A 24,207-nucleotide genomic window follows, 5' to 3' on the forward strand; every position below is an offset into this window, starting at 1 on the left:
GTACGGCGAGCCGGTCGGCGTCGACGACCCGTGGGGCTACGGCCGCTCGCTGGAGTGGGCGACCTCCTGCCCGCCCCCGCGGCACAACTTCCTCATCCTGCCCAAGATCCGCAGCGAGTCCCCGGCGTTCGACCTGCGCCATCCTCCGGACTCCGTACGGGAGTTGAGTGTCCGGTGAGCGGCCGGGACGGCTCCTTCGTGGACATGGAAGCCCTGCTGAACGAGATCGAGGGTCATCTCCTCGTCGACGCGGCCCGCGCCGAGGCCCGTACGGCGGCGGCGGAACTCACCGCCGGTCTCGGCTGGCTGACGGAGCACCAGCGGGAGGAGATCACCCGGCGGTTCACCGAGCGGTACCTGGCCCTCAGCCGGACGTCGTGGCGGCGGACGGCCCGGCGGGGCGAGGAACTGCGGGCGCAGTACGAGACCCGGTACCGGCAGCTGCGGCAACGGCTGCTGGGCTGTGCGCTACTGGGCTGTGCCCTGGCCGTCGGGACCGTTCTCGTCGTCCTGTCCGTCGGCTAGGGAGCCGACGCCGGGCGCACCGTGCGCCGGGCGGGACGTCGGTGTCGGTGACGCGGGCGATGCCGGGGCGGGGGAGATCACCGCGACCGGCCCCCGGCAGCAGCACCATGCCGCGTCCGGCACGGACGTACACCGGGCTCTCCTCCATCCCGTGGAGGTCCGGACCGCACGCTCTGCGCGACACCCCCGCATCCTCCGCCCGCACCGGCTTCCCGAATCTCCTCGCGCCCCGGACGGCCGACGGTGCTCAATTTTGTCGTGTACGCGGTCTTGTCGCGGACGGCCCTCTTCCTTACTTTTCAGTAAGTCGATTTTCGGAGCACGTGTTCCCAGATCCTGGAGAGAGCCGTCATGCCGGTCCGCAGAACCAGGCACCTGTGCGCCATCGCCGCCGTCCTCGTCCTCACCGTCACGGCGCCCACCGCCGCCGCCGACTCCTCCGCCGCCCTGCGCGAAGTGCTGTTCGTGGGCAACAACTGGGACGGCACCGCCGATGTCATCGAGTCCACCGGTGACTTCGCACGGATCGGCCGGATCGACGTCATCCCCGACAAGGACGAGCGGATGGCCGAGATCAACGCCGACCCGATCCACTGGATCTACTTCATGGCCATCCGCAACGGCGTCGGCGAGGGCCACGACCAGTTCGTCGACGACATGTACTCCACCCCGGACGGCACCTCGGTGGTGGTCTCCCGGCCCAGCTTCGCCGACGTGGTCTCCCTGGACCTCTCCACCGGACGGATCAACTGGCGCTTCCCCGTGTCGGGTTACCGCTCCGACCACATGGCGGTCTCCCCCGACGGCAAGCGGGTCGCCGTCTCGGCCTCGACCTCCAACACGGTGCACGTCCTGGACATCGGGACCGGTGAGGAGCTCGGCTCGTTCAAGACCGGCGACAAGCCGCACGAGAACGTCTTCAGCCGCGACGGCAAGTACATCTGGAACATGGCCATCGGCGAGGTGAACACCGCGCTCGACGCGACCTGGCTGGACTGGACGAAGGGCGACCGCCGGGTCACGGTCGTCGACGCGACCACGTTCAAGCAGGTCAAGGTGATCGACATGCGGGACCGGCTCGACGCCGTCGGCCTGAAGGACCACTCCGACGCGGTCCGCCCGGCCGCGTTCTCCCCGGACGAGTCGAAGCTGTACTTCCAGGTGTCGTTCTTCAACGGCTTCTTCGAGTACGACGTCGCCACCGACCGCATCACCCGTACCAAGACCCTGCCGAAGAACCCGGCCACCAGCGACGACCGCACCACCTGGGTCAACGACTCGCGCCACCACGGCATCACGATGAAACCCGACGGCACCAAGCTGTGCGTCGCGGGCACCATGGACGACTACGCGACCGTCGTCGACCGCGCGACCCTTCGGCAGGGGCCGCTCGTCACCGCGTCCAAGCCGTACTGGGCGACCGTCAGCGGTGACGGCGCGTCCTGCGTGGTCTCCGAGAGCGGCGCCGACCGGGTCACCGCCATCGACTTCGCGACCGGCGAGAAGACCGCGTCCGTACCCGTCGGCGACCACCCGCAGCGGGTGCGCCTCGGCCATGTGGAGGCCGGCTGGCCGGGTACGTCCGGGAATTGACCGCGGCGGGCCCGGGGCGTGTCAGACGATCTCGAGGTTGGCCATCATGCCCATGTCCTCGTGTTCGGCGTTGTGGCAGTGGAAGAGGTAGCGGCCCCGGTGGCCGTCGAAGCGGGTGATGACCTCCGCCGTCTCACCGGGCCGCAGCGACACCGTGTCCTTCAGGCCGGCGTCGTGCGGCAGCGGCGCGCGCCCACCGCGGGAGAGCACCCGGAACCCCGCCTGGTGGAGGTGGACCGGATGGTGGACGTCGGCGGTGAGGCGCCACACCTCGACGGCACCGAGCCGGGTGCGGACGTCGGTGCGCGACGGGTCGAACGGCTTGCCGTTGATGAACCAGCCGCGCCCCTGTTCCGCGTGTCCGGCGCGGAAGGTGAACCGGCGGACCGTGGTCGCCTGCGAACGCCGCCAGGTGGGCAGGTCGTCGCAGAGCACCTCGGGGACCGTGCTGTGGTCGGACGCCGCGCGTGCGACGCGGAACGCCATGACGTCGCGGGTGCGTCCGCTGCCGAGCCGGTTGCGCAGGCGCACCCGGCTGCCGACCGGCAGGCCCGCGAAGTCGATGACCACGTCGTACCTCTCCGCCGGTGCGACGGGCAGGGCGGTGTGGGTGACGGGGGTGGCGAGCAGCCCCTGGTCGGCGCCGATCTGCACCAGGTCGAGCCGGCGCCCGTCGTCCGTGACGGCCTCCAGTCGGTAGTGGCGGGCGTTGGACGCGTTGACCAGCCGCAGCCGGTGGCGTACGGCGTCGACCTCGTGGACGGGCCACGGCGCCCCGTTGACCACGATCACGTCGCCCAGGACGCCGGCCGCGTAGGGCTCGGTCACCCCGGGCCGGTCCCGCAGCTCCGGGTCGAGGGCCGGATAGGCCAGGGACCCGTCGGCGGCGAACGCCCGGTCGGCGATCATCAGCGCCAGCTCCCGCTCGCCGCATGGCAGGTCCAGGGCGTCCTCGACCGCGTCCCGGACGATGTGCATGCCGGTCAGGCCCCGCCAGATCGCCGGAGCGGTGAAGTCCATCCGGTGGTCGTGGTACCAGAGCAGCGCGGCACGCTGGTCGAGCGGGTACGTGTACTCCCGTGTCACCCGGCTCGTCACCGCGCGCGGGTCGTGCGCCATGTGCGCCTCGCCGTGGTGCCGGTGACGGCGGGACCCGGGGGCGGGCCAGCCGTCCGGGAGGACCAGGTCGGTGGGGTAGCCGTCGGACCCGGCCGGGGTACGTCCGCCGTGCAGGTGCACCACGGTCGGCACGGGAAGCTCGTTGCGGTGCAGCACGGTGACCGGCCGGCCGCGACGGGACTCGATCGTGGGGCCGGGATAGGTGCCGTTGTAGGTCCACAGCGTCGTCGTCACCCCCGGCAGGATCCGGGCGGTCACCTGGCGCTGGGTGATCTCGTACCGGTCGGTGCCCCCGGAGGTGCCGGCCGGCGCCAGGACGGGCGGGATCGGCAGGGGCACGGTGTACGGCTCGGGCAGCGGTACGGCGCTGCGCAGCTGCTTGCCGGTGACGCCCGGGCGGCGCGCCGGCGCGGCGGCGGCGTCCGTACCGGCCGCCGCGGCCAACCCCAGCGCGGCGCCGAGCCCGAGGACCCTGCGCCGCGTCAACTCCGTGCCGGGCACGGTGTCCCGGGGAAGGGCCCGAGAGGGCTCGGCGCGGTACGGGTCGGTGTTCGGCCCGCGTGAGGTCGACTGGTCAGACATGGGTGCACTCCCGGCGCGACGTGCTCGCGCATGCGTGGTGGACGGTGGCGGCGCGCAGCACGCCGAGGGGGATGTGCGGCAACAGATGCCGGACAACTCACCACATACTGCCCCTACTCGGACACGGCAACCAGTACCGACACCACTGCCGGCCGGGATCGGCCTCGGCGCCCGCACACCGGAGGGGGCGGCCCCTCCGGCCCCTCCAGCCCCCTGACTCACCTGACTCCCCTGCTTCCCACCGGCCACGACAGGACGGCGACCGGGCGGCCCGAAGGAAAATCCGGGAACAGGTGTGTGAGTCCCGCGGGAGGGGTAGTCGCCCGATATCACCTCCGATCGTGGGAAGGAGGTCCGTGAGAGCGCAACTACTCGTAGCGTCCGGGCCGCTTCCACCGACACGAAGCGGCCCGGCCCATCAGCGCGGGGGCAGCCGGTGGAGTTCCACCTCCGTGAGCCGGCCCTCCCTGACCGTGGCGGTCATATAGGTGCAGTGGGGCTGTCGGCGGCGGTCCGTCGGCGATCCCGGGTTGAGCAGACGAAGTCCCGTGGGAGCGGTGGTGTCCCACGGGATGTGGCTGTGTCCGAACACCAGCACGTCAATCCCGGGAAAGCGCGCCGCGCACCGGTTTTCCCGTCCCGGCGCCGGGCCCGTCTCGTGGACCACACCGAAGCGCAGCCCGGCGAGATCCGCGTACGCGATCTCCGGCAGCCGGGCCCGCAGCTCGGGTCCGTCGTTGTTGCCGTACACGCCGACGAGTCTGCGGCTGCGGCCCTCCAGGAGATCGAGGGTGGCGGTGTCGACCCAGTCCCCCGCGTGGAACACGACGTCCGCGCGCGGGAGTTCGTCGAGCAGCGGCGGCGGCAGACGCTTGGCGCGCTTCGGCAGGTGGGTGTCGGAGGTCAGGAGCAGTCGCACGAGCGGCAGACTAGGCGGTGCCGTGCCTCCGGTGGGACACCACGCCTCGAGCGACCGGGCGAGCGCGCCGGTCGGAGGATGCCGGTGGTCGTCACGGCGGGCTCTCGGCGGCGGTGCGCAGCGGGGAACACGGCGGCCGTGCCGTTACGATCGGGCGACGCGTGCCGAGCCCGCACGTTCGGCGGCGAGAGACCCGAAGGGCCCAGATCCAGATGCCGGTCAAGGTCAGCGTCATCATTCCCGTGTACAACCCGGGGATCTACATCGAGGACTGCGTCTCCTCGCTGCGCCGGCAGTCACTGCCCCCCGACGAGTACGAGGCCGTCTTCGTCGACGACGGCTCGACCGACGGGACACCGGCCCGGCTCGACCGGCTCGCCACCGAGGACCCCCGGATGCGAGTGATCCACCAGGAGAACTCCGGCTGGTCGGGCAAGCCCCGCAACGTGGGGATCGCCGCCGCGCGGGGCGAGTTCGTGATGTTCGTCGACAACGACGACTATCTCGGCGACGAGGCCCTGGAGCGGATGTACGCGTACGGCGTGGCCCACGGCGCCGATGTCGTCGTGGGGAAGATGGCCGGCAAGAACCGCGGGGTGCCGGTGGAGTTGTTCCGCCGCAACCATCCGCGGGCGACGGTCGAGAGCGCCCCGCTGATCGACAGTCTCACCCCGCACAAGATGTTCCGCCGGGAGTTCCTCGACCGTATCGGGCTGCGCTTCCCGGAGGGGCGTCGCCGCCTGGAGGACCACGTCTTCGTCACCGAGGCGTATCTGCGCGCGGACAACGTGTCCGTGCTCAGTGACTACGTCTGCTACTACCACATCAGACGTGACGACGCCTCCAACGCCGGCTTCCAGCGCTTCGACCCCGTGGGGTACTTCGGCAATCTGCGGGAGGCGCTCGACGTCGTCGAGCGGTACACCGAGCCGGGTGCGGTACGGGACCGGCTGTTCCGCCGCTGGCTGCGGGTGGAGATGGTGGAGCGGCTGCGGGCCCGGCGGCTTCTGGGGCTGCCGGACGACTACCGCAGGGAGTTGTTCACGGAGATCCACAAGGTCGTCGTCGAGCGGTTCGGCCCGGGTGTCCCGGCCGGGTTGCAGCCGACGCAGCAGGTCGTCGCCGCGCTGGCCGAGGCCGACCGGTACGACGACGTGGTGGCCTTCGCCGCATGGGAGGCCGGTGTCGCGCCGACGGCGGTGCCCACGGGCGTGGAGTGGCGGAACGGCTCGCTGCACATCGGTTTCACCGCCGAGTACACCTCCGCCCGCGAGCCGATGACCTTCCCCGCGGACGCCGCCCGCACCGCGCCGGCCGACGCTCCGAAGAACGTGGAGGAGACGGTGGCGTGGGTCGGCGCTCAGACCGCGGCCCGGTTCGGGCAGGCCACCGCGGATCTGCTGCTGCGTGAACGGTCCAGCTCCGCCCAGTACTTCCAGCCCGTGGAGTTCACCCGGGAGACGGTTCCCGTCGACGGCGGCGAGCGGGTGCGGCTGGTGCTGCGGGCGACCGCCACCGTCGATCCCGCCGGCCTGCCGGGCGACGGGGTCTGGGACGCGGTCGTACGGGTCAAGCTCGGCGGCTGGACCAAGGAGTGCCGGCTCGGCCCCGCCCCGCTCGCCACGCGTCCCGAGCCGTACGCGGGTGTGACCGGCCGTCGCGCGGTCCTGCCATACTGGACCGAGCCGCACGGGAATCTCTCGCTGGACACGGGGGCCAAGGGCAAGCGGCTCGGTCTGGGCGGTGTGCGGCGGCCGGACGTCACCGTCTCCGGGAACCGGCTGAGCGCCCGGATCCCGCTGCACGCGGCCGAGGGTACCCGGGTGGGGCTCGGGTTCACCGCTTCCGGAAGGACGCTGCACGCGTCCGGCACGCTCACCGGTGAGGCGGACGGGCCGGGCTCCCTGCTGGAGGCCGCGCTGCCCGCCCGGCTCCCCCGGGGGATCTGGCGGGTCGCCCTGAGCCCGGACCCCGATGCCGCGCAACCCGTTTGGAACGGGCTGCCGTTCGCGCTCCGCGCCGGCGGCGGCGGTGTGCTGGTGGTGACCGTCCCACGTCCCGGCACGGTACGGAAACTGGTGCGTGCCGCGCGGCGGGCGCTCCGTGCCGCCCGTGCGAAGGTGTCTCCCCTGGTCGGCGGAGGACGGTGACGGGGTCGGGCCTGTCACCGGCGCGGGAAAGCCGGCGCCGGGCCGAGGCGGAGCGCCTCGGCCCGGCGCCGTCGTACGAGGCCTGCCGCGCGCGTGTCACGAGGGGCTGCGCGGCAGGGGGTCAGCGGCTGACGCCGACCTGCTCCAGGGCTCGGCGCAGGGGCTCCCAGCCCACCCGCCGCGGCAGGCCGCGGTTGCGGGCCTGGGCGAGGGCGCGCCAGAAACCGGCCCCCAGCAGCGCCTCCGGGGACACCGCCCCGGCCCGCTCCAGGATCGCCTCGGGCACCTTCTGCGGGTCGGGCACCTTGTACTCGGCCATGATCTCGTCGTACTTGTCGTGCAGCACCGTGTTGTCGGGGTCGGCGCCGAAGATCACGAGCTGGCCGGTGGGCTCGGTGTCCACCAGGACGGTCACCAGGTCGGGACGGTAGCGCGCCAGCACCTCGGTGATCTTGTAGACGTCGCCGGTCCAGGCGTTGGTGTGCCGGTCGCGGGCGGCCTCGTCCACGCTGCGCGGCAGCATGTCGTCGAGGACCATCACACTGGCCCAGTCGGAGTGCTTCTCGACGTTCATGAGGTCGCGCAGGGCGTACTCGAACAGGTGCATGCCGTCGATGAACGACAGGTCGAGCGTGGTGCGGCGCCAGTGGCCGATCGGGCTGCGGCCCCGGCGCAGGTTGCGCAGCGGATGCCGGCCCCCCTTGAGGTGGGCCAGCGGGTTGTCACGGGCGAAGAAGTCGTCACTGGTGGCCTTCACCAGGTGGACGTCGCACTTCAGCTCCGAGACCACCTTGAAGGCGGGGTCGACCGCGATGCTGGGGACGCGTGACAGGCGCAGGCTGCGGCCGTCGTTGACGCCGATCTCCAGGTAGTTGCGGTTGGCGCTGACCTTGTGCAGCTCCCGAAGGAACTCATGGCGTTTCACGAAGGGGACTCTCCTTGCGGATGCGGGGCAGTGCTTCGTGCAGGGCTGCGCCGGTCGCGCGGCGCGAGCAGGCCGATGTCCTGCCCGCGGTCGTGCGTGAGGGCGCTGTACGGGGGCGCGGGAAGGCCGGTGGTGGGCCGTGTCCGCTCCGGGCCGGCTCCCGTCGGACGGAACATCTCCGGGGCCGGTTCGTACCAGGTGGTCTCGTCGGCGCCGACGGCGTACGGGACGCCGTGCGCGCCGTCGCCGAGGCGGGGGCCCGCTGTGCGCTCGGCGGCGTCCGCGCTCCAAGTGGGCTGCCTCCGCTCGCCGTCGACGGCGTCGACGGTGGGGCGGCGGGCTTCGAGACCGATCATCGTCCGCCCGAAGTTAGCGCCGTGGACCCCGTGGAGCCAAGCCGTACGCGCGACCGCGCTCGTGCCGGGCGGTTCCTGTCGTCCGGCCCGCCCGCCGGCGGGCCCGGAGCGGCCGCGGGCGTCACCTCGACGCGCCGGCCGATCAACGAGGCCTCGACGCGGCCGACGCCGTCGATCGAGGAGTCCCGCGGCACCATGGAGAACTCGGGCTCACCGTCGGTGATCCGGCGGTTCTCCGCGACGGAGGTGAGGGGGCCGACCGCGTCCTCGGTCTCCGCGGCCGTGTCACCCACGACCGTTGCGGCCACGGTACCGCCCGTTTCCGCCGGGGACTTCGGCCCGTGGAAGAGCACGGACCGGTCGGCCATGGGCGCCGGTCGTTCCGCCGAGGTGTGGGTGATCGGCCTCAGCCGGGTTCCGGCACCGCCGGACAGCACGAGAGCCTTCATCCGGCTCACCATAGTCGTGCTTGCGGCGGATGGAACATCACTTGCCCTACTCGTGCATCACGAAATCCCGCGAAGGGGCCGATGAGTCGCCCGGACGGGGGCTGATCATCACCTCTGGGCGTCCGCCCCCGACGACCGGGACGCGGCGCACGGTGTGTTCGCACTTCAGCCGCACCACGTCGTCCAGGCCGTCGGTGCCGCGGTCACCGGGTCGTCGCTGCACGCGCCGGCCACGGTGGTGCCCTCGGGACCACCTCCCCGGGAGACCGGTCCGCGCAACCGGTCGCCGTCGGTCACCAGGACGGACCCGAGGCCGCGGTCGCGCATGATGCGGGCGGCCTCCGCGACGGAGGTCCGCGGCCCGACCGTCACCGGTGCGCCGGTCATGGTGCCGCGCACGTGCCGTGCCATGACGTTTCCTCCCCCCTGTCTCCCGGCGGAGCCGAACGGTCACCGGGCGCGGGCGTTCCCGGCCGGCGGGCCCGGTGGCCGTCACGGGCGCAGCACGAACTCCGCCCACACCTGTTTGCCCCCGCTGACCGGAAGGGTCCCCCAGGTGGCCGACACGGCCTCGACGAGGAGGATGCCCCGGCCTCCGGTGGCCTCCCAGCCGATGCTGGTGGGCTTCACGGGGGTGCGGGGCGAGGCGTCGGCGACCCCGAGCCGCAGCCGGTCGTTGACCAGGGCGATGTCGAGGCGGACCTGTCCTTCGGTGTGCACCAGGGCGTTGGTGACCAGTTCGGAGACGACGAGCAGGGCGCTGTCGATGTCCGCGGTCACACCCCAGGAGCGCAGGGTGCGCCGGGTGAAGCGGCGGGCGTGCCCGACCGCCTGGGGCACCCGCCACACCGTCCAGCTCTCCCGCAGCGGGCGGGAGGCCATGCCGTCGTAGCGCAACAGCAGCAGGGCGACGTCGTCGCTGCGCGGGGCCTTGCCGAGCAGGGCGTCCGCGACGGGCCCGAGGTGGGCGGGGTCGGCGGCGGACAGCTGCCGGGCGAAGCCGCTCATGCCCTCGTCGATGTCGGACTCGGGGGACTCGACCAGGCCGTCCGTGGTGAGCGCGACCATCGTGCCGGGCTGCAGCCTGAGCGGGCTCATGGGGAAGTCGCTCTGCCGCACCACGCCGAGCGGCGGGCCGCCCTCGGCCTCCGCGATCTCGGTACGGCCGTCCGGGTGACGCAGCACCGGCGGCAGATGGCCGGCGCGGACGCACCAGGCGAAGCCCTCCTCCATGTCGACGTCGACATAGCAGCAGGTGGCGAAGAGGTCGGTCTCCATGTCCATGAGGAGCCGGTTGGCGTGGGAGACCACCACGTCCGGAGGGTGTCCCTCGACGGCGTAGGCGCGCAGCGCGGTGCGCATCTGGCCCATGAGGGTGGCGGCACCGGCGCTGTGACCCTGGACGTCCCCGATGACGAGGGCGACGTGGTTGTCCGGCAGCGGGATCACGTCGTACCAGTCGCCGCCGAGCTCCAGGCCGGCGGTGCTGGGCAGGTAGCGGGCGACGGCGACCGCGCCGGGCAGCCGGGGCAGGCGGCGCGGCAGCAGCTGGCGCTGGAGCATACCGACCAGTTCGTGCTCGGCGTCGAAGGCGCGGGCGCGCATCAGGGCCTGTCCGGCGAGGCCGGCGGCGGCGGTGAGGAGGGCGCGTTCGTCGGGGCCGAAGTCGTGCGGGGCGTCCCAGCCGATCAGACAGGCGCCGGCCATGCGGTTCCCGGCGGGCAGCGGCAGCATGGCCAGGCCGCCGGGGCCGACCTCGGCGAGGGCGGTCTCCAGCGGGGAGCCCGCCGGCCAGATCCGGGCGCGGCCCTCGCGCAGGGCGGTGGCGAGGGTGGGCATGGTGCGCACGGGCGCGTCGGGCCACTCGGTGCGCCACTCCGCGCGCCACAGATCCGGCCAGGCCTCCGGTTCCGGCGGGTCGAGGACGGTGACGACGAGCCGTTCGCTCTCCAGCTCGGCGAACGCGATGCGGTCGGCCCGCAGCGGCCGGCGCAGCGCGGCGACCACGGCCTTGCCGACGTCGCGGACGGTGACCGCGGTGGCGAGTGCGGCGGCGAGGCGCTGGATCCGGGCCACGTCCGTGATGTCGGAGCGCAGCGTGGAGGCGTCGGCGACGGAGCCCACGAGCTGGGCGGGGCGCCCCCCGCCGCCGTGCACCAGCCGGCCGCGCAGCCGCAGCCACTTGGGCGGGCCGGTGGGCTGGAGCACCCGGAACTCCAGTTCGCGGTCGCCGATCGTCATGTGGTCGGCCTCGACGACGGACATCAGTGAGGGCAGGTCCTCCGGCACCGTCAGGCTCAGCAGGGTCTCCACCCGCCCGTCGAAGTCGTCCGGGTCGAGGCCGAACAGCTCCAGGATGTCCTCGCCGACCCGGACCCGCCCGGTGTCCATGGCGAGACTGAAGCCGTCGGGCCGCAGGCCGGCGCCCTCGACGGTGGCGGCCGGCGAGGGAAGGGCGAGGACGAGGGCGTCGGCGACGAGGCCGAGGCAGAAGCGGTCGTCGGCGTCGAAGCCGTCGGCGCGCTCGCCGACCGCGAGCAGGCAGCCGCCGTCGCCGCGCAGGGGCAGCGCCGCCAGGAAGAAGTCGCGGCTGGGCACGCGCCGTGACTGTGCCTGCGCGGCGAGGTCGTCCGGGCCCAGCCACACCGGCCGCCCGCGGTGGGCCTCGGCCACCGGGGCACGCCCGGCGACGGGGTAGCCGTCCCGCACTCCGCACAGGGTGCGCGGCAGCCCGACGGACTCCACCAGGTACAGCAGCTCCCCGTCCGCGCTGGGCATGTACACGGCAGCGAACGCGGCACCGGCGAAGACGAGGGCCTGTTCCAGGATCCTGCGCACCCGTTCGGGTGACTCGGGATCGACCGCGATCGCCGCCAGGGCACCTTCCGCACGCAGCGTTCTCGTGCTGCGTCCCGCAGCGCCCTCACTGACCACGTTGGCCATTACAGCGCTTATACGACACCCGCGCAGCCCCTGTGCGCGTTCGGCGGCCCCGAGGTGCGCGGCGCGCGAAGGATCCCGGAGCCCTACGGGCTCGGGTCCGGGGTATACGGAGGGTGCGTCACCCGGCGGGGCGTACGGTCCCTTCCCCCGGCGCTCGTCGTGCGCGACGGCCCGGCAGGGGGGAGATTGGGTCCCGGGGTCGGTGGCGCGGCCGTGCGAGGAGGTGGTCGGCGTGTCCGAGGGACAGTCGTCCGCGCCGACACCGGCGGGTGGGCGGGCGCCGGTCGGCCGTCCGCTGCTGTCGCTGACGCTGGCCTCGATGATGGACGAGGTGCACGCCCACTCCGGGGCCGTGTATCTGCTCTCGCCGGACCAGCCGGTGCTGGAGATGGCGGTGATGGCGGGGCTGCCCCGCGCCTTCGCGGCCCCGTGGGAACGGGTGGGGCTGAGCGCGCCGATCCCGGTCTCCGACGCGGTGCGCGAACGACGGCTGGTGTGGGTGGGCGGCGAGGAGGAGATGGCCCGCCACTATCCCCGGATCGCCATGGTGCTGCCGTACCCCTTCTCGCTGGCCGCGCTGCCGGTGGCGACGGGGACCACGGCGTACGGCGCGGTCTTCGTGACCTGGCCCGGCACGCATCCGCCGGAGCTGTCCGACCGGGAGCGCGATCATCTGACCGCCGCCTGCGACCGGCTCGCGGTGCGGCTGGAACGGGCCGCCGAGCAGAGCCTGCCGCTGGCACCGGAGCCGGATCTGCTGGCGGCGCCGCTGGTGGGCGGCATGGCCGGCACGCTCGGCACGGTGGAGGCGGCACGGATGGTGTCCCGGCTGCCGTACGGCCTGTGCTCGCTCGATCTGCACGGGCGGGTCGGCTTCGCCAACGCCGCCGCCGCGGAGCTTCTGGGCGTTCCCGGGAACCGGCTGCTCGGAGCACAGATGTGGGCGTCGGTGCCGTGGCTGAACGATCCCGTGTACGAGGACCGGTACCGGGCCGCGCTGTTCAGCCAGCACGTCACCTCGTTCGTCGCGCTGCGCCCGCCGGACGCGTGGCTGTCGTTCCGGCTGTATCCGAGTACCACCGGACTCAGTGTGCGGATCAGCCGGGCGCGGGCGGTGGCGGAGATGAACCGCGCGGCGCCGCGGCCGGGGCAGGAACGGCCGCGGCTGGTCACCATCACCCAGGTGCTGAGCCTGGCCGGGGCGCTGACCGAGGCGGTCGGAGTGCAGGACGTGGTGCAGCTGGTCGCGGACGAGATCGCGCCGGCGGTCGGCAGCCAGGGGCTGGTGGTCCTCGGGTCCCGGGCGGGCCGGCTGCGTGTGCTGGGGCACCAGGGGTACGCGGACGCGGGGGTCGTGGAGCGGTTCGACGGGATGCCGCTGTCGGAGCCGACCCCCGGCAGCCAGGTGCTGCGTTCCGGTGTGCCCGCCTTCTTCGAGAGCCGCAAGGAGGTCGAGCGCCTGTATCCGGCGTTGCTGGTGAACCCGTCGGAGTTCGCGGCGTGGGCGTATCTGCCGCTGATCGCCTCGGGGCGCCCGGTGGGGACGTGCGTGCTGTCGTACGCGGCGCCGCACCACTTCGCGACGGAGGAGCGGGCGGTGCTGACCAATCTGGCGGGCCTGATCGCCCAGGCGCTGGAGCGGGCCCTGCTCTACGACGCCAAGCACCGGCTCGCGCACGGGCTGCAGGAGGCGCTGCTGCCGCACACGCTGCCGTCGCTGGCGGGGATCGAGGCGGCGGCCCGCTATCTGCCGGCCACTCAGGGCATGGAGATCGGGGGCGACTTCTACGACCTGGTGCCGACGCAGGGGATGGCGGCGGCGGTGATCGGGGACGTGCAGGGGCACAACGTGACGGCGGCCGGGCTGATGGGTCAGGTCCGTACCGCGGTGCGCGCGTACACGGCCGTCGGGCAGACGCCCGAGGAGGTGATGCGCAGCACCAACCGGCTGCTGCTCGACCTGGGTTCCGATCTGTTCGCCAGCTGTCTGTACATGCGGCTCGACCCCGCGCACGGGCGGGCCGTGATGTCCCGCGCGGGTCATCCGCCGCCGCTGCTGCGCAGGCCGGACGGGCGGGTGCGGGTGCTGGACCTGGCCGGTGGCCCGCTGCTGGGCATCGACGGCTCGGCGGTGTATCCGTCGACCGAGGTCGACCTCTCCCCCGGTTCGCTGCTCGTCCTCTACACGGACGGCCTGGTGGAAAGCCCCGGCACCGACTTCGAGGACGCCGTCGCCGATCTGTGCCGCCGTCTCACCGACCTCGGCGACCTTCCCCTGGACGATCTCGCCGACGCCCTGGTCCGGCACGGCGCGGACGCGGAGAACCGGCTGGACGACATCGCCCTGCTCCTGCTCAGGGCGCTGCCGAACGGCTGACACGGCCCGCCCGGTGCGACGGCTGGGGCACGCCCCCTCACCCCGGACGGCCCAGGGCGAGCCCCGCCCGTCGAGACCGCCGGGGCGCGCGACCCAGTCCCGGACGCGACGGCCCGCGTACCGCGGCGGCGGTACGCGGGCCGATGAGGGTTCCGCCCGGCACGGCCGCCGGACCGGACGGTGCACTCGGGCCGAGGACGTGTCAGTGGGTCCCGGTCTGACCGGAATCGTCCCCGGCGCCCTGGTCCGCCGCGTCACCGGCTCCCGCGCCGGCCTCTCCGCCGGACCGGTCGCCCGCGCCGGCTTCCTCTCCGCCGGCTTCCTGGCCTCCGGCCTCCTCGCCGCCGATCTCCTGGCCTCCGGCCTGGTCTCCGGCGCCCGCGTCGCCGGCGCCTCCCGCGCCGAGGATCGCGCCGACCGCCTCCAAGGCCGTGGTGACCGGCTGGAAGAACGTCTCACCGCCCGAGGTGCAGTCGCCGCTGCCGCCCGAGGTCAGGCCGACGGCGAAGCCGTCCTGGGTGAACATGGAGCCGCCGCTGTCGCCGGGCTCGGCACAGACGTTCGTCTGGATGAGGCCGGTGACCGTGCCCTCCGGATAGTTCACCGTGGCGTTCAGGCCGAGCACCTGGCCGTCGGCGAGCCCGGTGGTGCTGCCCATCCGGAACACCTCCTGACCGACGGTGGCCTCCGCGGCCCGGGAGATCGGAAGGATCTGGTCACCGAGGTTGACCTCGCTCGGCGCGACGGTGGCGGGATCGTCGTACGTGACGAGCGCGAAGTCGCCCTCGCCGGGGAAGACCGCCTGGTCGACCGTGGCGATCGGCTGCCCGCCCTGCGCGTCGGACCACTGCTCGGCCGCGACACCGCAGTGACCGGCCGTCAGGAACGCCGGAGAGCCGTCACCCGCGGTGACGTTGAAGCCGAGCGAGCAGCGCGCACCGCCGGAGAAGATGGCGTCGCCGCCGGACGCGAACGTCTTGAAGGTGCCCGCGGACTTCTTGATGGTCGCCATTCCGGAGCCGAGGCTCTCGACGGTGGACTCCAGCTGGTCCCACTTGTCCCCGGTCACCGTGCTGTCCGCGGTGACGAGGATCTTGTTGGTGCGCGGGTCCACGGCCCATGAGGTGCCCGCGACGGTCGCCTCCGACTTCAGCGTCCGCGCCCCGGCCTCCAGCTCGGTCATGCTGTTGTCGACCTCGCGGACGGCCGCGCCCGCCTTCTTGGCCTGCACGATCACGTTGTTGTTGTCGCCCGGTACGACGTTGACGACGAGCTGCTTGTTCCCACCGTCGTAGTAGGAGCCGGCGAACGCGTCGCCGAGGAGCCCTGCGAGCTGCGAGGCGAGGTCCGAGGCATCCGTCGCCTTGAGGGTCTTCGGCGCCGCCGCGGCGTCGCCCGACGCGCCGTCCTGGGACGCGTTCGCGTGGGGGAGCAGGATCGCGGCGGCGCCGAGCGCCACCACACCGCCCGCCGCTATCGCGGCCTTGCGCTTCGGAATTCGCTTGTGACTCAAACTTCTCGACCTCCTGGGGGGACCGGAGTCGTGCCGGTGTTCGGCAGCTGTGGGGCGCCTGGACGGCTGTTGGTACGCACGGGCCGCGGAAGGCGTTCAATCCCCTCCCGTCGCTCACGTTCGGTGACCGGACGTGAGCGGTCGGTCGCGATCGCGTAGCGGAATCCCGGCTTCAGCGAATCTGCACATCGCATGCCCAACCCGGTCACCGAAGCCGGGATTCGTCCACGGGCCGGCGGACCGGGGTACGCCTTTGGGGCCGGTGTGCCGGATTCCGGCCACCGGGGCGCAAGTGGCCGGACGGGGCGATGCGGTGGGGCATGTGAAGAAGTCGCCGCCGAGCCGTGCCCGCGTCTGCACGCTTGGACCCCCGTGGGGCACAAGTTGCCTGGTGAGACGTTTGATTGATTGGAAGCCCGGACCCGCCCCGTGCTTTGATCCATCGCACCGCAAGGCCGTTCCGGGCTCCCGGCGACGGGCGTTCGGCGCCCGCGGTCGCGGCCTTCATCTGTCCCCAGAGGGGGGCCGCTCCCCCCTTGTGAAATACCCATACGAAGGGAAGTTCCATCATGAACTCCACCCCCCAGGTCGAGACCGTCGAGATCTCCGACGCCGACCTCGACAACGTCTCCGGCGGCCTGTCCGTGAACGCCGTGAACACCCTCACGGGTGCGGTGGACGGCATCGCCCCGGTCTCCGGCCTGGTCGACACGGCCGTCGGCACCGTCGAGGGTGTCACCGGCCTGAACACCGCCCCGGTCACGAACCTGGTCGCCGGTCTCTGACCGAGCCCCTGTGCCGCCGGAGTCCCGGAGCCGCCCCCCGGTTCCGGGACTCCGCGGTGCGTCCACGGTCCCTGAGCACGTCGCACAGTTCACGCAGGTGAGGGAAGACCCGTGCAGTTCCGCCAACAGGCCCTCGCCAGGCTCCAGTCACCGGAGGAACTCGACCTCCCGGTGCGCTTCGCGCGCCCGCAGGGCTGGCTGGTGCTGTCCGTGACGGTGGTCGCGATGGCGGCCGCCTCGGTGTGGGCGCTGACCGGCTCGGTGTCCTCCACGGTCGGCGCGCCCGCCGTCCTCACGTACGGGCAGGGCAGTTACGTCCTGCAGAGCCCCGTCGCCGGCCAGGTCACCGCCGTCCTCGCGAAGGAGGGCGAGCGGCTGCCCGCCGGCTCCCCCGTCCTGAAGGTCCGCACCGAGCAGGGCGACGAGGTCGTCCGCACCCTCGACGCGGGCCGGATCACCGCGCTCGCCGCCGGCACCGGGCAGATCGTCTCCACCGGTGCGAACGTCGCCGCCGTGGAGAGGCTCGCCCGCGCGAAGGCCCCGCTGTACGCGACGGTGTACGTCCCCGCCGAGAGCGCCGCCGGCATCCCCGCGCACGCGTCCGTCGACCTGACGGTGCAGTCGGTGCCGAGCCAGGAGTACGGCGTACTGCACGGCGAGGTGAAGTCGGTGGACCGCTCGGCGCAGTCCCCCCAGCAGATCGCCGCGTTCCTCGGGGACAGCAGGCTCGGCGAGCAGTTCACCAAGAAGGGCAGGCCGGTGGCCGTCACGGTCGAGCTGAAGAAGTCGTCCGGCACGAAAAGCGGTTACGAGTGGTCCTCCGCGGAGGGGCCGCCGTTCGAACTGACCTCGATGACCCTGGCCACGGGCTCGATCCGGCTGGCCGACCGGCGCCCCGTCGACTGGCTGCTGCCGTGACGACCGCCCAGGAGACCCGCGGCCGGCGCCGGGCCGCCCCGCCCAAGCGCACGGTGCCCACGCCCCGGGCGAAGACCGTCCGTACGCCCACCGTGCTGCAGATGGAGGCCGTGGAGTGCGGCGCCGCCTCGCTGGCGATGGTGCTCGGCCACTACGGCCGCCATGTCCCGCTGGAGGAGCTGCGCATCGCCTGCGGTGTCTCGCGGGACGGCTCACGCGCCAGCAACCTGCTGAAGGCGGCCCGCAGTTACGGGCTGACCGCCAAGGGCATGCAGATGGATCTGGCCGCCCTCGCCGAGGTGACGTCGCCGGCCGTCCTGTTCTGGGAGTTCAACCACTACGTCGTCTACGACGGCATGGGCCGTCGGTTCGGCCGGCGCGGGGTGTACGTCAACGACCCCGGCAAGGGGCGGCGGTTCGTCCCCCTGGAGGAGTTCGACGGCAGCTTCACCGGCGTCGTCCTGGTGATGGAGCCCGGCGAGGACTTCACCCGGGGCGGGCGCAAGCCGGGCGTGCTCGGCGCGATGCCGGCCCGGCTGCGCGGCACCGCGGGCACCATGCCCGCCGTGGTGCTGTCGAGCCTGCTGCTGGTCGCGGTCGGCGCGGCGGTGCCGGGGCTCAGCCGTACCTTCATCGACGAGTTCCTGATCGGCGGCCGGACCTCGATGCTCGGCGTGCTGTTCACGTCGATGGGCGCGTGCGTGCTGCTCACACTGGTACTGACCTGGCTCCAGCAGGGCAACCTGCTGCGCGGCCGGCTGATCTCCTCCACCCTGTCCAGCGCCCGTTTCCTGCGCCATCTGCTGCGGCTGCCGGTGACCTTCTTCGCCCAGCGCAGCCCGGCCGACCTGGTGCAGCGGCTGCAGTCCAACGACGCGGTGGCCGAGACACTGGCCCGCGATCTGTCGGCGGCGGGCGTGGACGCGGTGGTGGTCGTGCTGTACGCGGTGCTGCTGTACACGTACGACCCGCAGCTCACGTTCGTGGGTGTCGGTGTGGCGCTGCTGAACATCGTGGCGATGCGGATCGTCATCCGGCTGCGCGCGACCCGTACGGCGAAGCTGCGGGCGGACAGCGCACGGCTCACCAACACGGCGTACACCGGTCTGCAGCTGATCGAGACGCTGAAGGCGACCGGCGGGGAGGACGGCTACTTCCGCAAGTGGGCCGGGCAGCACGCCACCACGCTGGAGGAGCAGCAGCGGCTCGGGGTGCCGAGCGCCTGGCTCGGCATCGTCGCGCCCACGCTGGCCACGCTCAACAGCGCGCTGATCCTGTGGATCGGCGGCATGCGGGCGGTCGAGGGGCACATCTCGGTCGGTCTGCTGGTCGCCTTCCAGGCGCTGGTCGCCCGGTTCACCGCCCCGCTGACCCGGCTCAACGGGGTCGCGGGCCGGATCCAGGACTTCGCCGCGGACGTGGCCCGGCTGAAGGACGTGGAGAACTTCCGGGCGGACCCGCTGTACGGCCGTCCCGGCGCCGGCGAGTCGACGCGCCGTCTGCGCGGCCATGTCGAGCTGCAGAACCTCGCCTTCGGCTACAACCCGCTGGACGAGCCGCTGCTGACCGGCTTCGACCTGACCGTGGGTCCCGGACAGCAGGTGGCGCTGGTGGGTGGCTCCGGCAGCGGCAAGTCCACGGTGTCCCGGCTGATCTCGGGGCTGTACGCGCCGTGGGAGGGCGTCATCCGGATCGACGGGCAGCGCATCGAGGACATCCCGCGCGGGGCGCTGGCCGCCTCCGTCTCCTTCGTCGACCAGGAGGTGTTCCTGTTCGAGGGCACCGTCCGCGACAACGTGGCGCTGTGGGATCCGTCGATCCCGGACGAGGCGGTGGTGGAGGCGCTGAAGGACGCGGCGCTGTACGACGTGGTCCTGCACCGGCCGGGCGGCATCCACAGCCCGGTCGAGCAGGACGGCCGGAACTTCTCCGGCGGGCAGCGCCAGCGCCTGGAGATCGCGCGGGCGCTGGTGCGCCGGCCGAGCATCCTGGTGCTCGACGAGGTGACCAGCGCGCTGGACGCGGAGACCGAGCTGGTGGTGATGGACAACCTGCGCCGGCGCGGCTGTGCGTGTGTGGTGATCGCGCACCGGCTGAGCACGGTGCGCGACAGCGACGAGATCGTCGTCCTGGACCACGGCACGGTCGTGGAGCGCGGACGGCACGAGGAGCTGGTGGCGCGCGGCGGCGCGTACGCGGCGCTGGTCAGGGAGCGATGAGATGACAGCCGTGCACGAGGGCCGGGGCGGCGACCTCGTCCTGGACGCGCTCGGGTCGCTGGGCACACCGATCGACTGCTCCGGGTTCGGCCGGCTGGACCTGGAGGGACCGCAGACGCTGTGGCTGATCGCGTCCGGTGCCGTGGACCTGTTCGCGGTGGACGCCGAGCGGCAGGGTCACTGGCACCATCTGGGCCGGCTGGAGGCGGGCTCGCTGGTGCTGGGCCCGGTGGCCGGTCCGGCGCACACGCTGGTGGCGCGTCCGCTGCGGGACTGCGTGGTGCACCGCATCGCGCTGCGCGAGCTGTACCAGCCGGCGAGCACCCAGACCTGGTCGTACGACGCGTACGGCAACCCGCAGTACGTGCCGCCGACGACGAGCCCCCTGGAGTACGCGCTCGCGCTCGGGACGGGCCGCGGTCTGGCGGTGCTGTTCCAGGCGCCGATGGCCACGGAGCGGGCCGGCGCGCCCGGCGACGACGACGTGTTCTGGATGCAGGTCCCGCCGGGCAGCGTGCAGTACGGCTCGCTGTACGGGGCGGAGGCGGCGGCCGATCTGCTGATGGATCCGGCGCTGTGGCAGAGCATGGTCGACCAGCAGTACCGGCTGATGACCACGCTGGACCGGTGGATCGAGCAGCTGGAACACACGCACGAGACACGGACCGCCGAGGGCATCGCGGCCGGTGAGGCGGTCCGCGCCCAGGCCGACCGGACGCTGCTCGCCGCGATCGGCAAGCGGTCGGGGCGGCGCGCGACGGCGGCCGACGCGGACGCCACGTACGCGGCCTGCGAGCTGGTGGCACGGGCGGCCGGGATCACGCTCACCGCGCCCGCGCGGTCCGGCACCGGCGGTGACCGGCTCGATCCGGTCGAGCAGGTCGCCCTGGCCTCCCGCGTCCGCACCCGCGTCGTACGGCTGGACGGCCGCTGGTGGCGGGAGGACGTCGGTCCGCTGGTGGCTCGCCGGGCCCTGTCGGGGGCTCCCGTGGCACTGCTGTGGCGGCGCGGCGGTTATGTGGCGGTGCATCCGGCGACCGGCCGGGAGACGCCGGTCGAGAAGGCGAACGCCGAGGAGTTCGAGCCCCGCGCGGTGATGTTCTACCGCCCGCTGCCCGAGCGGCGGCTGAGCCCGGTCGGGCTGATGCGGTTCTGCATGTCGGGGACGCGTGGTGACCTGACCGGTCTGCTGCTGAGCGGTCTGGTGACGGTGGCGATCGGCGCCCTGGTCCCCCTCGCGACCGGCAAGGTGCTCGGCGAGTTCGTGCCGAAGGCACAGACCGGACTGATCGTGCAGGTGTGTCTCGCCGTCATGCTGAGCAGTGTGGTGGCCGCCGCCTTCATGCTGCTGCAGAACCTCACCCTGCTGCGTCTCGAGGGCCGGGTGGAGGCCACGCTCCAGCCGGCGGTGTGGGACCGGCTGCTGCGGCTGCCGACCAAGTTCTTCACCGAGCGGTCCACCGGTGAGCTGGCGAGCGCGGCCATGGGCATCAGCGCGATCCGCCGCATGCTGGCCGGGGTCGGTCCGACGGTGGCCCAGTCGGTCACCGTGGGCGCGATGAACCTGGGGCTGCTGCTGTGGTTCAGCGTGCCGATGGCGCTGGCCGCGATCGGGATGCTCGTCGTCGTCGCAGGCGTGTTCCTCGGGCTCGGGCTGTGGCAGGTGCGCTGGCAGCGGCGGCTGGTGGTGCTCACCAACAAGCTGAACAACCAGGCCTTCCAGACGCTGCGCGGGCTGCCGAAGCTGCGGGTGGCCGCGGCGGAGAACTACGCGTACGCCGCGTGGGCGTCGGAGTTCGCCCGCAGCCGTGAGCTGCAGCAGAAGGCCGGCCGGATCAGGAACCTGACGGCGGTCCTGGGCGCGGTCTATCTGCCGCTGTGCACGCTGGCGATGTTCATGCTGCTGGCCGGTCCCGCACGCGGCTCGATGACGGCGGCGGAGTTCCTCACCTTCAACACGTCGGTGACGATGGTGCTGACCTCGGTCACCCAGCTGACCGGGGCGTTCGTCTCGGCGGTCGCCGCGCTGCCGCTGTTCGAGCAGATCAAGCCGGTGCTGGACGCCACGCCCGAGGTGCGCGCGACGAGCACCCGGCCGGGCCCGCTGTCCGGGGCCGTCGAGGCGCGGCGGCTGTCCTTCCGCTACTCCGACGACGGTCCGCTGGTCCTGGACGACGTGTCCTTCGAGGCGCGGCCGGGCGAGTTCGTGGCGGTCGTCGGCCCCAGCGGCTGCGGCAAGTCCACCCTGCTGCGGCTGCTCATCGGCTTCGACCGGCCGGTGTCCGGCAGTGTGCTGTACGACGGTCAGGACCTGGCCGCACTCGACCGGTCGGCGGTGCGCCGGCAGTGCGGTGTGGTGCTCCAGCACGCACAGCCGTTCACCGGGTCCGTCCTGGACGTCATCTGCGGGACCGAGCCGTACACGCCTCAGGAGGCGATGGCGGCGGCGGAGATGGCGGGGCTGGGCGAGGACATCAGGCGGATGCCGATGGGACTGCACACCCTCGTCTCGGGCAGCGGCGCGGTCTCCGGCGGCCAGCGGCAGCGGCTGATGATCGCCCAGGCACTGATCCGCCGGCCGCGGATCCTCTTCTTCGACGAGGCGACCAGCGCCCTGGACAACGAGACGCAGCGCACGGTGATCGAGAGCACCAAGGCCCTCGAGGCGACCCGGATCGTCATCGCACACCGGCTGTCGACGGTCCTCGACGCGGACCGGGTGGTGGTGATGGAGGGCGGCAAGGTGGTCCAGCAGGGTCCGCCCGGCCTGCTGCTCGCCGACACCGGCGGGCGGCTGCACGAACTGGTGCGGCGGCAGATGGCGTGAGGTGCCGGGCGTCCGTGGCGCACAGATCAACGGATGGTCACCGTCCGGTCACGCCTGTGGCGCGTCTTCGCCGTACGCGGGGGCCCGCTCGTTGCTCCGCGCGGTAAGTGGGTACCCACGGGCCATGCGAACCAGCGTGATGGATGTCGGATCGAAGACCGTCAGACTCGTCGTGGCGGACACGGCGGACGGGGTGCCTCTGCCGGTGCACACGGCGAAGTGGCCGCTCAGGCTGTCCGAGCAGATCACGCCCGGGGGGCCGGTGCCGGAGCAGGCCGTGGAGCGCCTGGTGGACGCCGTCGCCGCGGCGAACAGGACCGCCGCGCGATGGGGCGCGTCAGGTCCCCTGGCGTTCGCGACCGCCGTGGTGCGCGGCGCCCCGAACCGGCATGAGGTGCTGAGCACGGTCCGGGCCCGGACCGGCGTCGACCTGTGCACGCTGCCCGGCGAGGTGGAGGCCGAGCTCACGTTCCTCGGGGCCCGGCGCTGGATGGGCTGGCGCTGCGGACCGCTGGCACTGCTCGACATCGGCGGGGGTTCGCTGGAGGTCGCCTTCGGACGCGGCCGGCTGCCCGACTTCGTCGCCTCGCTGCCGCTGGGGGCGGGCCGGCTCACCCACGAGTACTTCGCGGACGCGGACCCGCCCTCCCCGGAGCAGGTGCGGGCGCTGCGCCGGCGGGTGCGCCACCAGCTGCGGGACGTGGCGGCCCGGATCCGCTGGGAGGGACCCCGTACGGCGGTGGCCACCTCCCGCACCTTCCAGCAGCTGGGGCGGCTGTGCGGGGCCGCGCCCGGACGGCACGGTCCGTTCGTGGAACGGGAGTTGTCCTGCGCCGACCTGCGGGTGGCGATCGACCGGCTGGCCGCCCTGCCCGCAGCCGAACGCGCCCGGCTGCCCGGGATCTCCGCCCCGCGCTCCACGCAGAGCCTGGCGGGCGCGGTCGTGGGGCACACGGTGATGAAGCTGACCGGTCTGGGGACGGTGACGATCTGCCCCTGGGCGCTGCGCGAGGGGGTGCTGTTGCGCCATATCGAGGACGGCCCGTCCTGGTGGGCGGAGATCACCCGCCTCAACGAGAAGGAGTCGGCGGCCGCCGACTCCGTACCGCTGCGCATCGCCACCGCGCGCGGCTGATCCGGACGTACGACGGGAAGGAGGACCCGTGTCCGAGCGGGACGACCACGAGAAGCCCGGGACGGCCGTCGAGGAGGTGCTGCGCGAGGTCGAGGAGGCCGAGCGGCGCCCGGAGGACTCCGCCGGACGGCCCCATCACCGGGGCGAGGCCGGAGAGGCCGTCACCCCGAACGCCGAGGCGCAGGAGGAGTCCCAGGGCGACTAGTGCCGTTCCTACTGCGGCGGCGGGCCCAGGGGCCGGGCCGCCAGCGCCCGGGCGACGCCCAGCAGGTTGGCGGCCATGGCGCGGGCCGTCTTGCGGGACCAGTCGTGGCCGCTTCCGCCTTCCAGGAAGCTCGGTCCGGGGCCGGGGCCCTGGTTCCAGTAGGTCCACGCCTGGCCGGGGATGGTGTAGCCGATGTCCTGCAGGCCGCCGGTGATCTCGCTGATCACATGGTGCGCGCCGTCCTCGTTCCCGGTGACGACGACGCCCGCGACCCGGTTGTAGGCGACCGGCCTGCCGTCGTCGTCCGTCTCGGACAGCATGGCGTCCATCCGCTCCAGGACCCGTTTGGCGACCGACGACGGCTGCCCCAGCCAGGTCGGCGAGGCGATGACGAGGATCTCGGACGCGAGGATCTTCTCGTGGACGCCCGGCCAGGCGTCGCCCTCGTGCACGGCCTCACTGACCACGCCCGGAGCGATGTCCAGGTCCACCGCGCGGACGACGTCGACCTCCACGCCCTCCTTCTCCAGCTGCTCGGTGACGGTCCCGGACAGCGCCTCGGTGTTGGAGGTCTCCGGTGACTTCTTGAGGGTGCAGTTGATCACTAGTGCCTTCATGTGGTCACGGAGTACCCCGCGGGCGGCCGGTCGCCACGCGAAGGTGGATG

17 protein-coding genes and 3 pseudogenes are annotated in these 24,207 nt (G+C 72.9%); 11 read left to right on the forward strand and 9 right to left on the reverse strand.

The window, feature by feature from the left end:
- The 3 genes and pseudogenes from ACH4VX_RS31220 to ACH4VX_RS31230 all read left to right on the forward strand — a co-directional run.
- Positions 1 to 178: pseudogene (locus tag ACH4VX_RS31220) on the forward strand (cytochrome ubiquinol oxidase subunit I); the annotation flags it as partial.
- Entirely contained in the window at positions 175 to 525 is a 351-nt protein-coding gene (locus ACH4VX_RS31225; RefSeq protein WP_398372107.1) for a hypothetical protein, read from the forward strand. The pseudogene ACH4VX_RS31220 and the gene ACH4VX_RS31225, both read left to right, overlap by 4 nt.
- A gap of 351 nt (positions 526 to 876) precedes the next feature.
- Positions 877 to 2,118 (forward strand): YncE family protein, encoded by a 1,242-nt coding sequence (locus ACH4VX_RS31230; RefSeq protein WP_398372108.1) that lies wholly within the window; start codon positions 877 to 879, stop codon positions 2,116 to 2,118.
- A gap of 21 nt (positions 2,119 to 2,139) precedes the next feature.
- Here the strand turns inward: ACH4VX_RS31230 and ACH4VX_RS31235 are convergent, their stop codons facing one another.
- Both ACH4VX_RS31235 and ACH4VX_RS31240 read right to left on the reverse strand, forming a co-directional pair.
- Positions 2,140 to 3,819 carry a multicopper oxidase family protein gene (locus ACH4VX_RS31235; protein ID WP_398372110.1) on the reverse strand — a complete coding sequence of 560 codons (1,680 nt, stop codon included), beginning with the start codon at positions 3,817 to 3,819 and terminating at the stop codon, positions 2,140 to 2,142.
- Positions 3,820 to 4,237: 418 nt separating this feature from the next.
- A complete protein-coding gene (locus ACH4VX_RS31240) occupies positions 4,238 to 4,738 on the reverse strand; it encodes a metallophosphoesterase family protein (protein ID WP_398372111.1) in 501 nt (166 codons plus the stop codon).
- Between the two features lie 212 nt (positions 4,739 to 4,950).
- On the opposite strand from ACH4VX_RS31240, the gene ACH4VX_RS31245 reads away from it, so the two are divergent.
- The gene (locus ACH4VX_RS31245; RefSeq protein ID WP_398372113.1) at positions 4,951 to 6,888 is read left to right on the forward strand and encodes a glycosyltransferase family 2 protein; all 1,938 of its coding nucleotides are present in this window, start codon (positions 4,951 to 4,953) and stop codon (positions 6,886 to 6,888) included.
- A 121-nt stretch (positions 6,889 to 7,009) separates the two neighbouring features.
- Here the strand turns inward: ACH4VX_RS31245 and ACH4VX_RS31250 are convergent, their stop codons facing one another.
- The 5 genes and pseudogenes from ACH4VX_RS31250 to ACH4VX_RS31270 form a co-directional block, all read right to left on the reverse strand.
- Positions 7,010 to 7,813 (reverse strand): class I SAM-dependent methyltransferase, encoded by an 804-nt coding sequence (locus tag ACH4VX_RS31250; RefSeq protein WP_398372115.1) that lies wholly within the window; start codon positions 7,811 to 7,813, stop codon positions 7,010 to 7,012.
- Positions 7,810 to 8,223: pseudogene (locus ACH4VX_RS31255) on the reverse strand (sugar nucleotide-binding protein); the annotation flags it as partial. The pseudogene ACH4VX_RS31255 and the gene ACH4VX_RS31250, both read right to left, overlap by 4 nt.
- 200 nt (positions 8,224 to 8,423) lie before the next feature.
- Positions 8,424 to 8,618, reverse strand: a pseudogene (locus tag ACH4VX_RS31260) (sugar phosphate nucleotidyltransferase); the annotation flags it as partial.
- Between the two features lie 165 nt (positions 8,619 to 8,783).
- Positions 8,784 to 9,029, reverse strand: a complete 246-nt coding sequence (locus ACH4VX_RS31265) for a CBS domain-containing protein (RefSeq protein ID WP_398372117.1) — start codon at positions 9,027 to 9,029, stop codon at positions 8,784 to 8,786.
- An 81-nt stretch (positions 9,030 to 9,110) separates the two neighbouring features.
- Complete coding sequence (locus tag ACH4VX_RS31270) at positions 9,111 to 11,561, reverse strand: SpoIIE family protein phosphatase (RefSeq protein WP_398372119.1); 2,451 nt, start codon at positions 11,559 to 11,561, stop codon at positions 9,111 to 9,113.
- Positions 11,562 to 11,793: 232 nt separating this feature from the next.
- Between ACH4VX_RS31270 and ACH4VX_RS31275 the strand changes: the two genes are divergently transcribed.
- Positions 11,794 to 13,938, forward strand: coding sequence for a SpoIIE family protein phosphatase (locus ACH4VX_RS31275; RefSeq protein WP_398372120.1), 2,145 nt, complete (start codon positions 11,794 to 11,796; stop codon positions 13,936 to 13,938).
- Positions 13,939 to 14,140: 202 nt separating this feature from the next.
- Here the strand turns inward: ACH4VX_RS31275 and ACH4VX_RS31280 are convergent, their stop codons facing one another.
- The gene (locus tag ACH4VX_RS31280; protein ID WP_398372121.1) at positions 14,141 to 15,451 is read right to left on the reverse strand and encodes a S1 family peptidase; all 1,311 of its coding nucleotides are present in this window, start codon (positions 15,449 to 15,451) and stop codon (positions 14,141 to 14,143) included.
- A gap of 569 nt (positions 15,452 to 16,020) precedes the next feature.
- Between ACH4VX_RS31280 and ACH4VX_RS31285 the strand changes: the two genes are divergently transcribed.
- The 6 genes from ACH4VX_RS31285 (at position 16,021) to ACH4VX_RS31310 (ending at position 23,540) form a co-directional block, all read left to right on the forward strand.
- Positions 16,021 to 16,236 carry a type A2 lantipeptide gene (locus tag ACH4VX_RS31285; protein WP_391149930.1) on the forward strand — a complete coding sequence of 72 codons (216 nt, stop codon included), beginning with the start codon at positions 16,021 to 16,023 and terminating at the stop codon, positions 16,234 to 16,236.
- Positions 16,237 to 16,347: 111 nt separating this feature from the next.
- Entirely contained in the window at positions 16,348 to 17,154 is an 807-nt protein-coding gene (locus ACH4VX_RS31290; RefSeq protein WP_398372122.1) for an HlyD family efflux transporter periplasmic adaptor subunit, read from the forward strand.
- The gene (locus tag ACH4VX_RS31295; protein ID WP_398372124.1) at positions 17,151 to 19,373 is read left to right on the forward strand and encodes an NHLP family bacteriocin export ABC transporter peptidase/permease/ATPase subunit; all 2,223 of its coding nucleotides are present in this window, start codon (positions 17,151 to 17,153) and stop codon (positions 19,371 to 19,373) included. The genes ACH4VX_RS31290 and ACH4VX_RS31295 overlap by 4 nt, the downstream gene beginning before the upstream one ends.
- Before the next feature lies 1 nt (position 19,374).
- Positions 19,375 to 22,200, forward strand: coding sequence for an NHLP bacteriocin export ABC transporter permease/ATPase subunit (locus ACH4VX_RS31300; RefSeq protein WP_398372126.1), 2,826 nt, complete (start codon positions 19,375 to 19,377; stop codon positions 22,198 to 22,200).
- 124 nt (positions 22,201 to 22,324) lie between these two features.
- A complete protein-coding gene (locus ACH4VX_RS31305; protein ID WP_398372128.1) occupies positions 22,325 to 23,335 on the forward strand; it encodes a Ppx/GppA family phosphatase in 1,011 nt (336 codons plus the stop codon).
- Between the two features lie 28 nt (positions 23,336 to 23,363).
- Complete coding sequence (locus ACH4VX_RS31310) at positions 23,364 to 23,540, forward strand: hypothetical protein (protein WP_398372130.1); 177 nt, start codon at positions 23,364 to 23,366, stop codon at positions 23,538 to 23,540.
- Between the two features lie 8 nt (positions 23,541 to 23,548).
- On the opposite strand, the gene ACH4VX_RS31315 is transcribed toward ACH4VX_RS31310, so the two are convergent.
- Positions 23,549 to 24,157, reverse strand: a complete 609-nt coding sequence (locus ACH4VX_RS31315; RefSeq protein ID WP_398372131.1) for a flavodoxin family protein — start codon at positions 24,155 to 24,157, stop codon at positions 23,549 to 23,551.
- Positions 24,158 to 24,207 lie beyond the last annotated feature (50 nt).

This window comes from Streptomyces sp. NPDC020731 (assembly GCF_044334705.1).
Taxonomy (GTDB): Bacteria; Actinomycetota; Actinomycetes; order Streptomycetales; family Streptomycetaceae; genus Streptomyces.

What these genes read in the sequence shown, in the direction of transcription:
- ACH4VX_RS31230 (WP_398372108.1), top strand. Translation starts at nt 877, where the DNA reads ATGCCGGTCCGCAGAACCAGGCACCTGTGCGCCATCGCCGCCGTCCTC.
- ACH4VX_RS31245 (WP_398372113.1), top strand. Translation starts at nt 4,951, where the DNA reads ATGCCGGTCAAGGTCAGCGTCATCATTCCCGTGTACAACCCGGGGATC.
- ACH4VX_RS31300 (WP_398372126.1), top strand. Translation starts at nt 19,375, where the DNA reads ATGACAGCCGTGCACGAGGGCCGGGGCGGCGACCTCGTCCTGGACGCG.
- ACH4VX_RS31285 (WP_391149930.1), top strand. Translation starts at nt 16,021, where the DNA reads ATGAACTCCACCCCCCAGGTCGAGACCGTCGAGATCTCCGACGCCGAC.
- ACH4VX_RS31305 (WP_398372128.1), top strand. Translation starts at nt 22,325, where the DNA reads ATGCGAACCAGCGTGATGGATGTCGGATCGAAGACCGTCAGACTCGTC.
- ACH4VX_RS31270 (WP_398372119.1), bottom strand. Translation starts at nt 11,561, where the DNA reads ATGGCCAACGTGGTCAGTGAGGGCGCTGCGGGACGCAGCACGAGAACG.
- ACH4VX_RS31235 (WP_398372110.1), bottom strand. Translation starts at nt 3,819, where the DNA reads ATGTCTGACCAGTCGACCTCACGCGGGCCGAACACCGACCCGTACCGC.
- ACH4VX_RS31315 (WP_398372131.1), bottom strand. Translation starts at nt 24,157, where the DNA reads ATGAAGGCACTAGTGATCAACTGCACCCTCAAGAAGTCACCGGAGACC.
- ACH4VX_RS31265 (WP_398372117.1), bottom strand. Translation starts at nt 9,029, where the DNA reads ATGGCACGGCACGTGCGCGGCACCATGACCGGCGCACCGGTGACGGTC.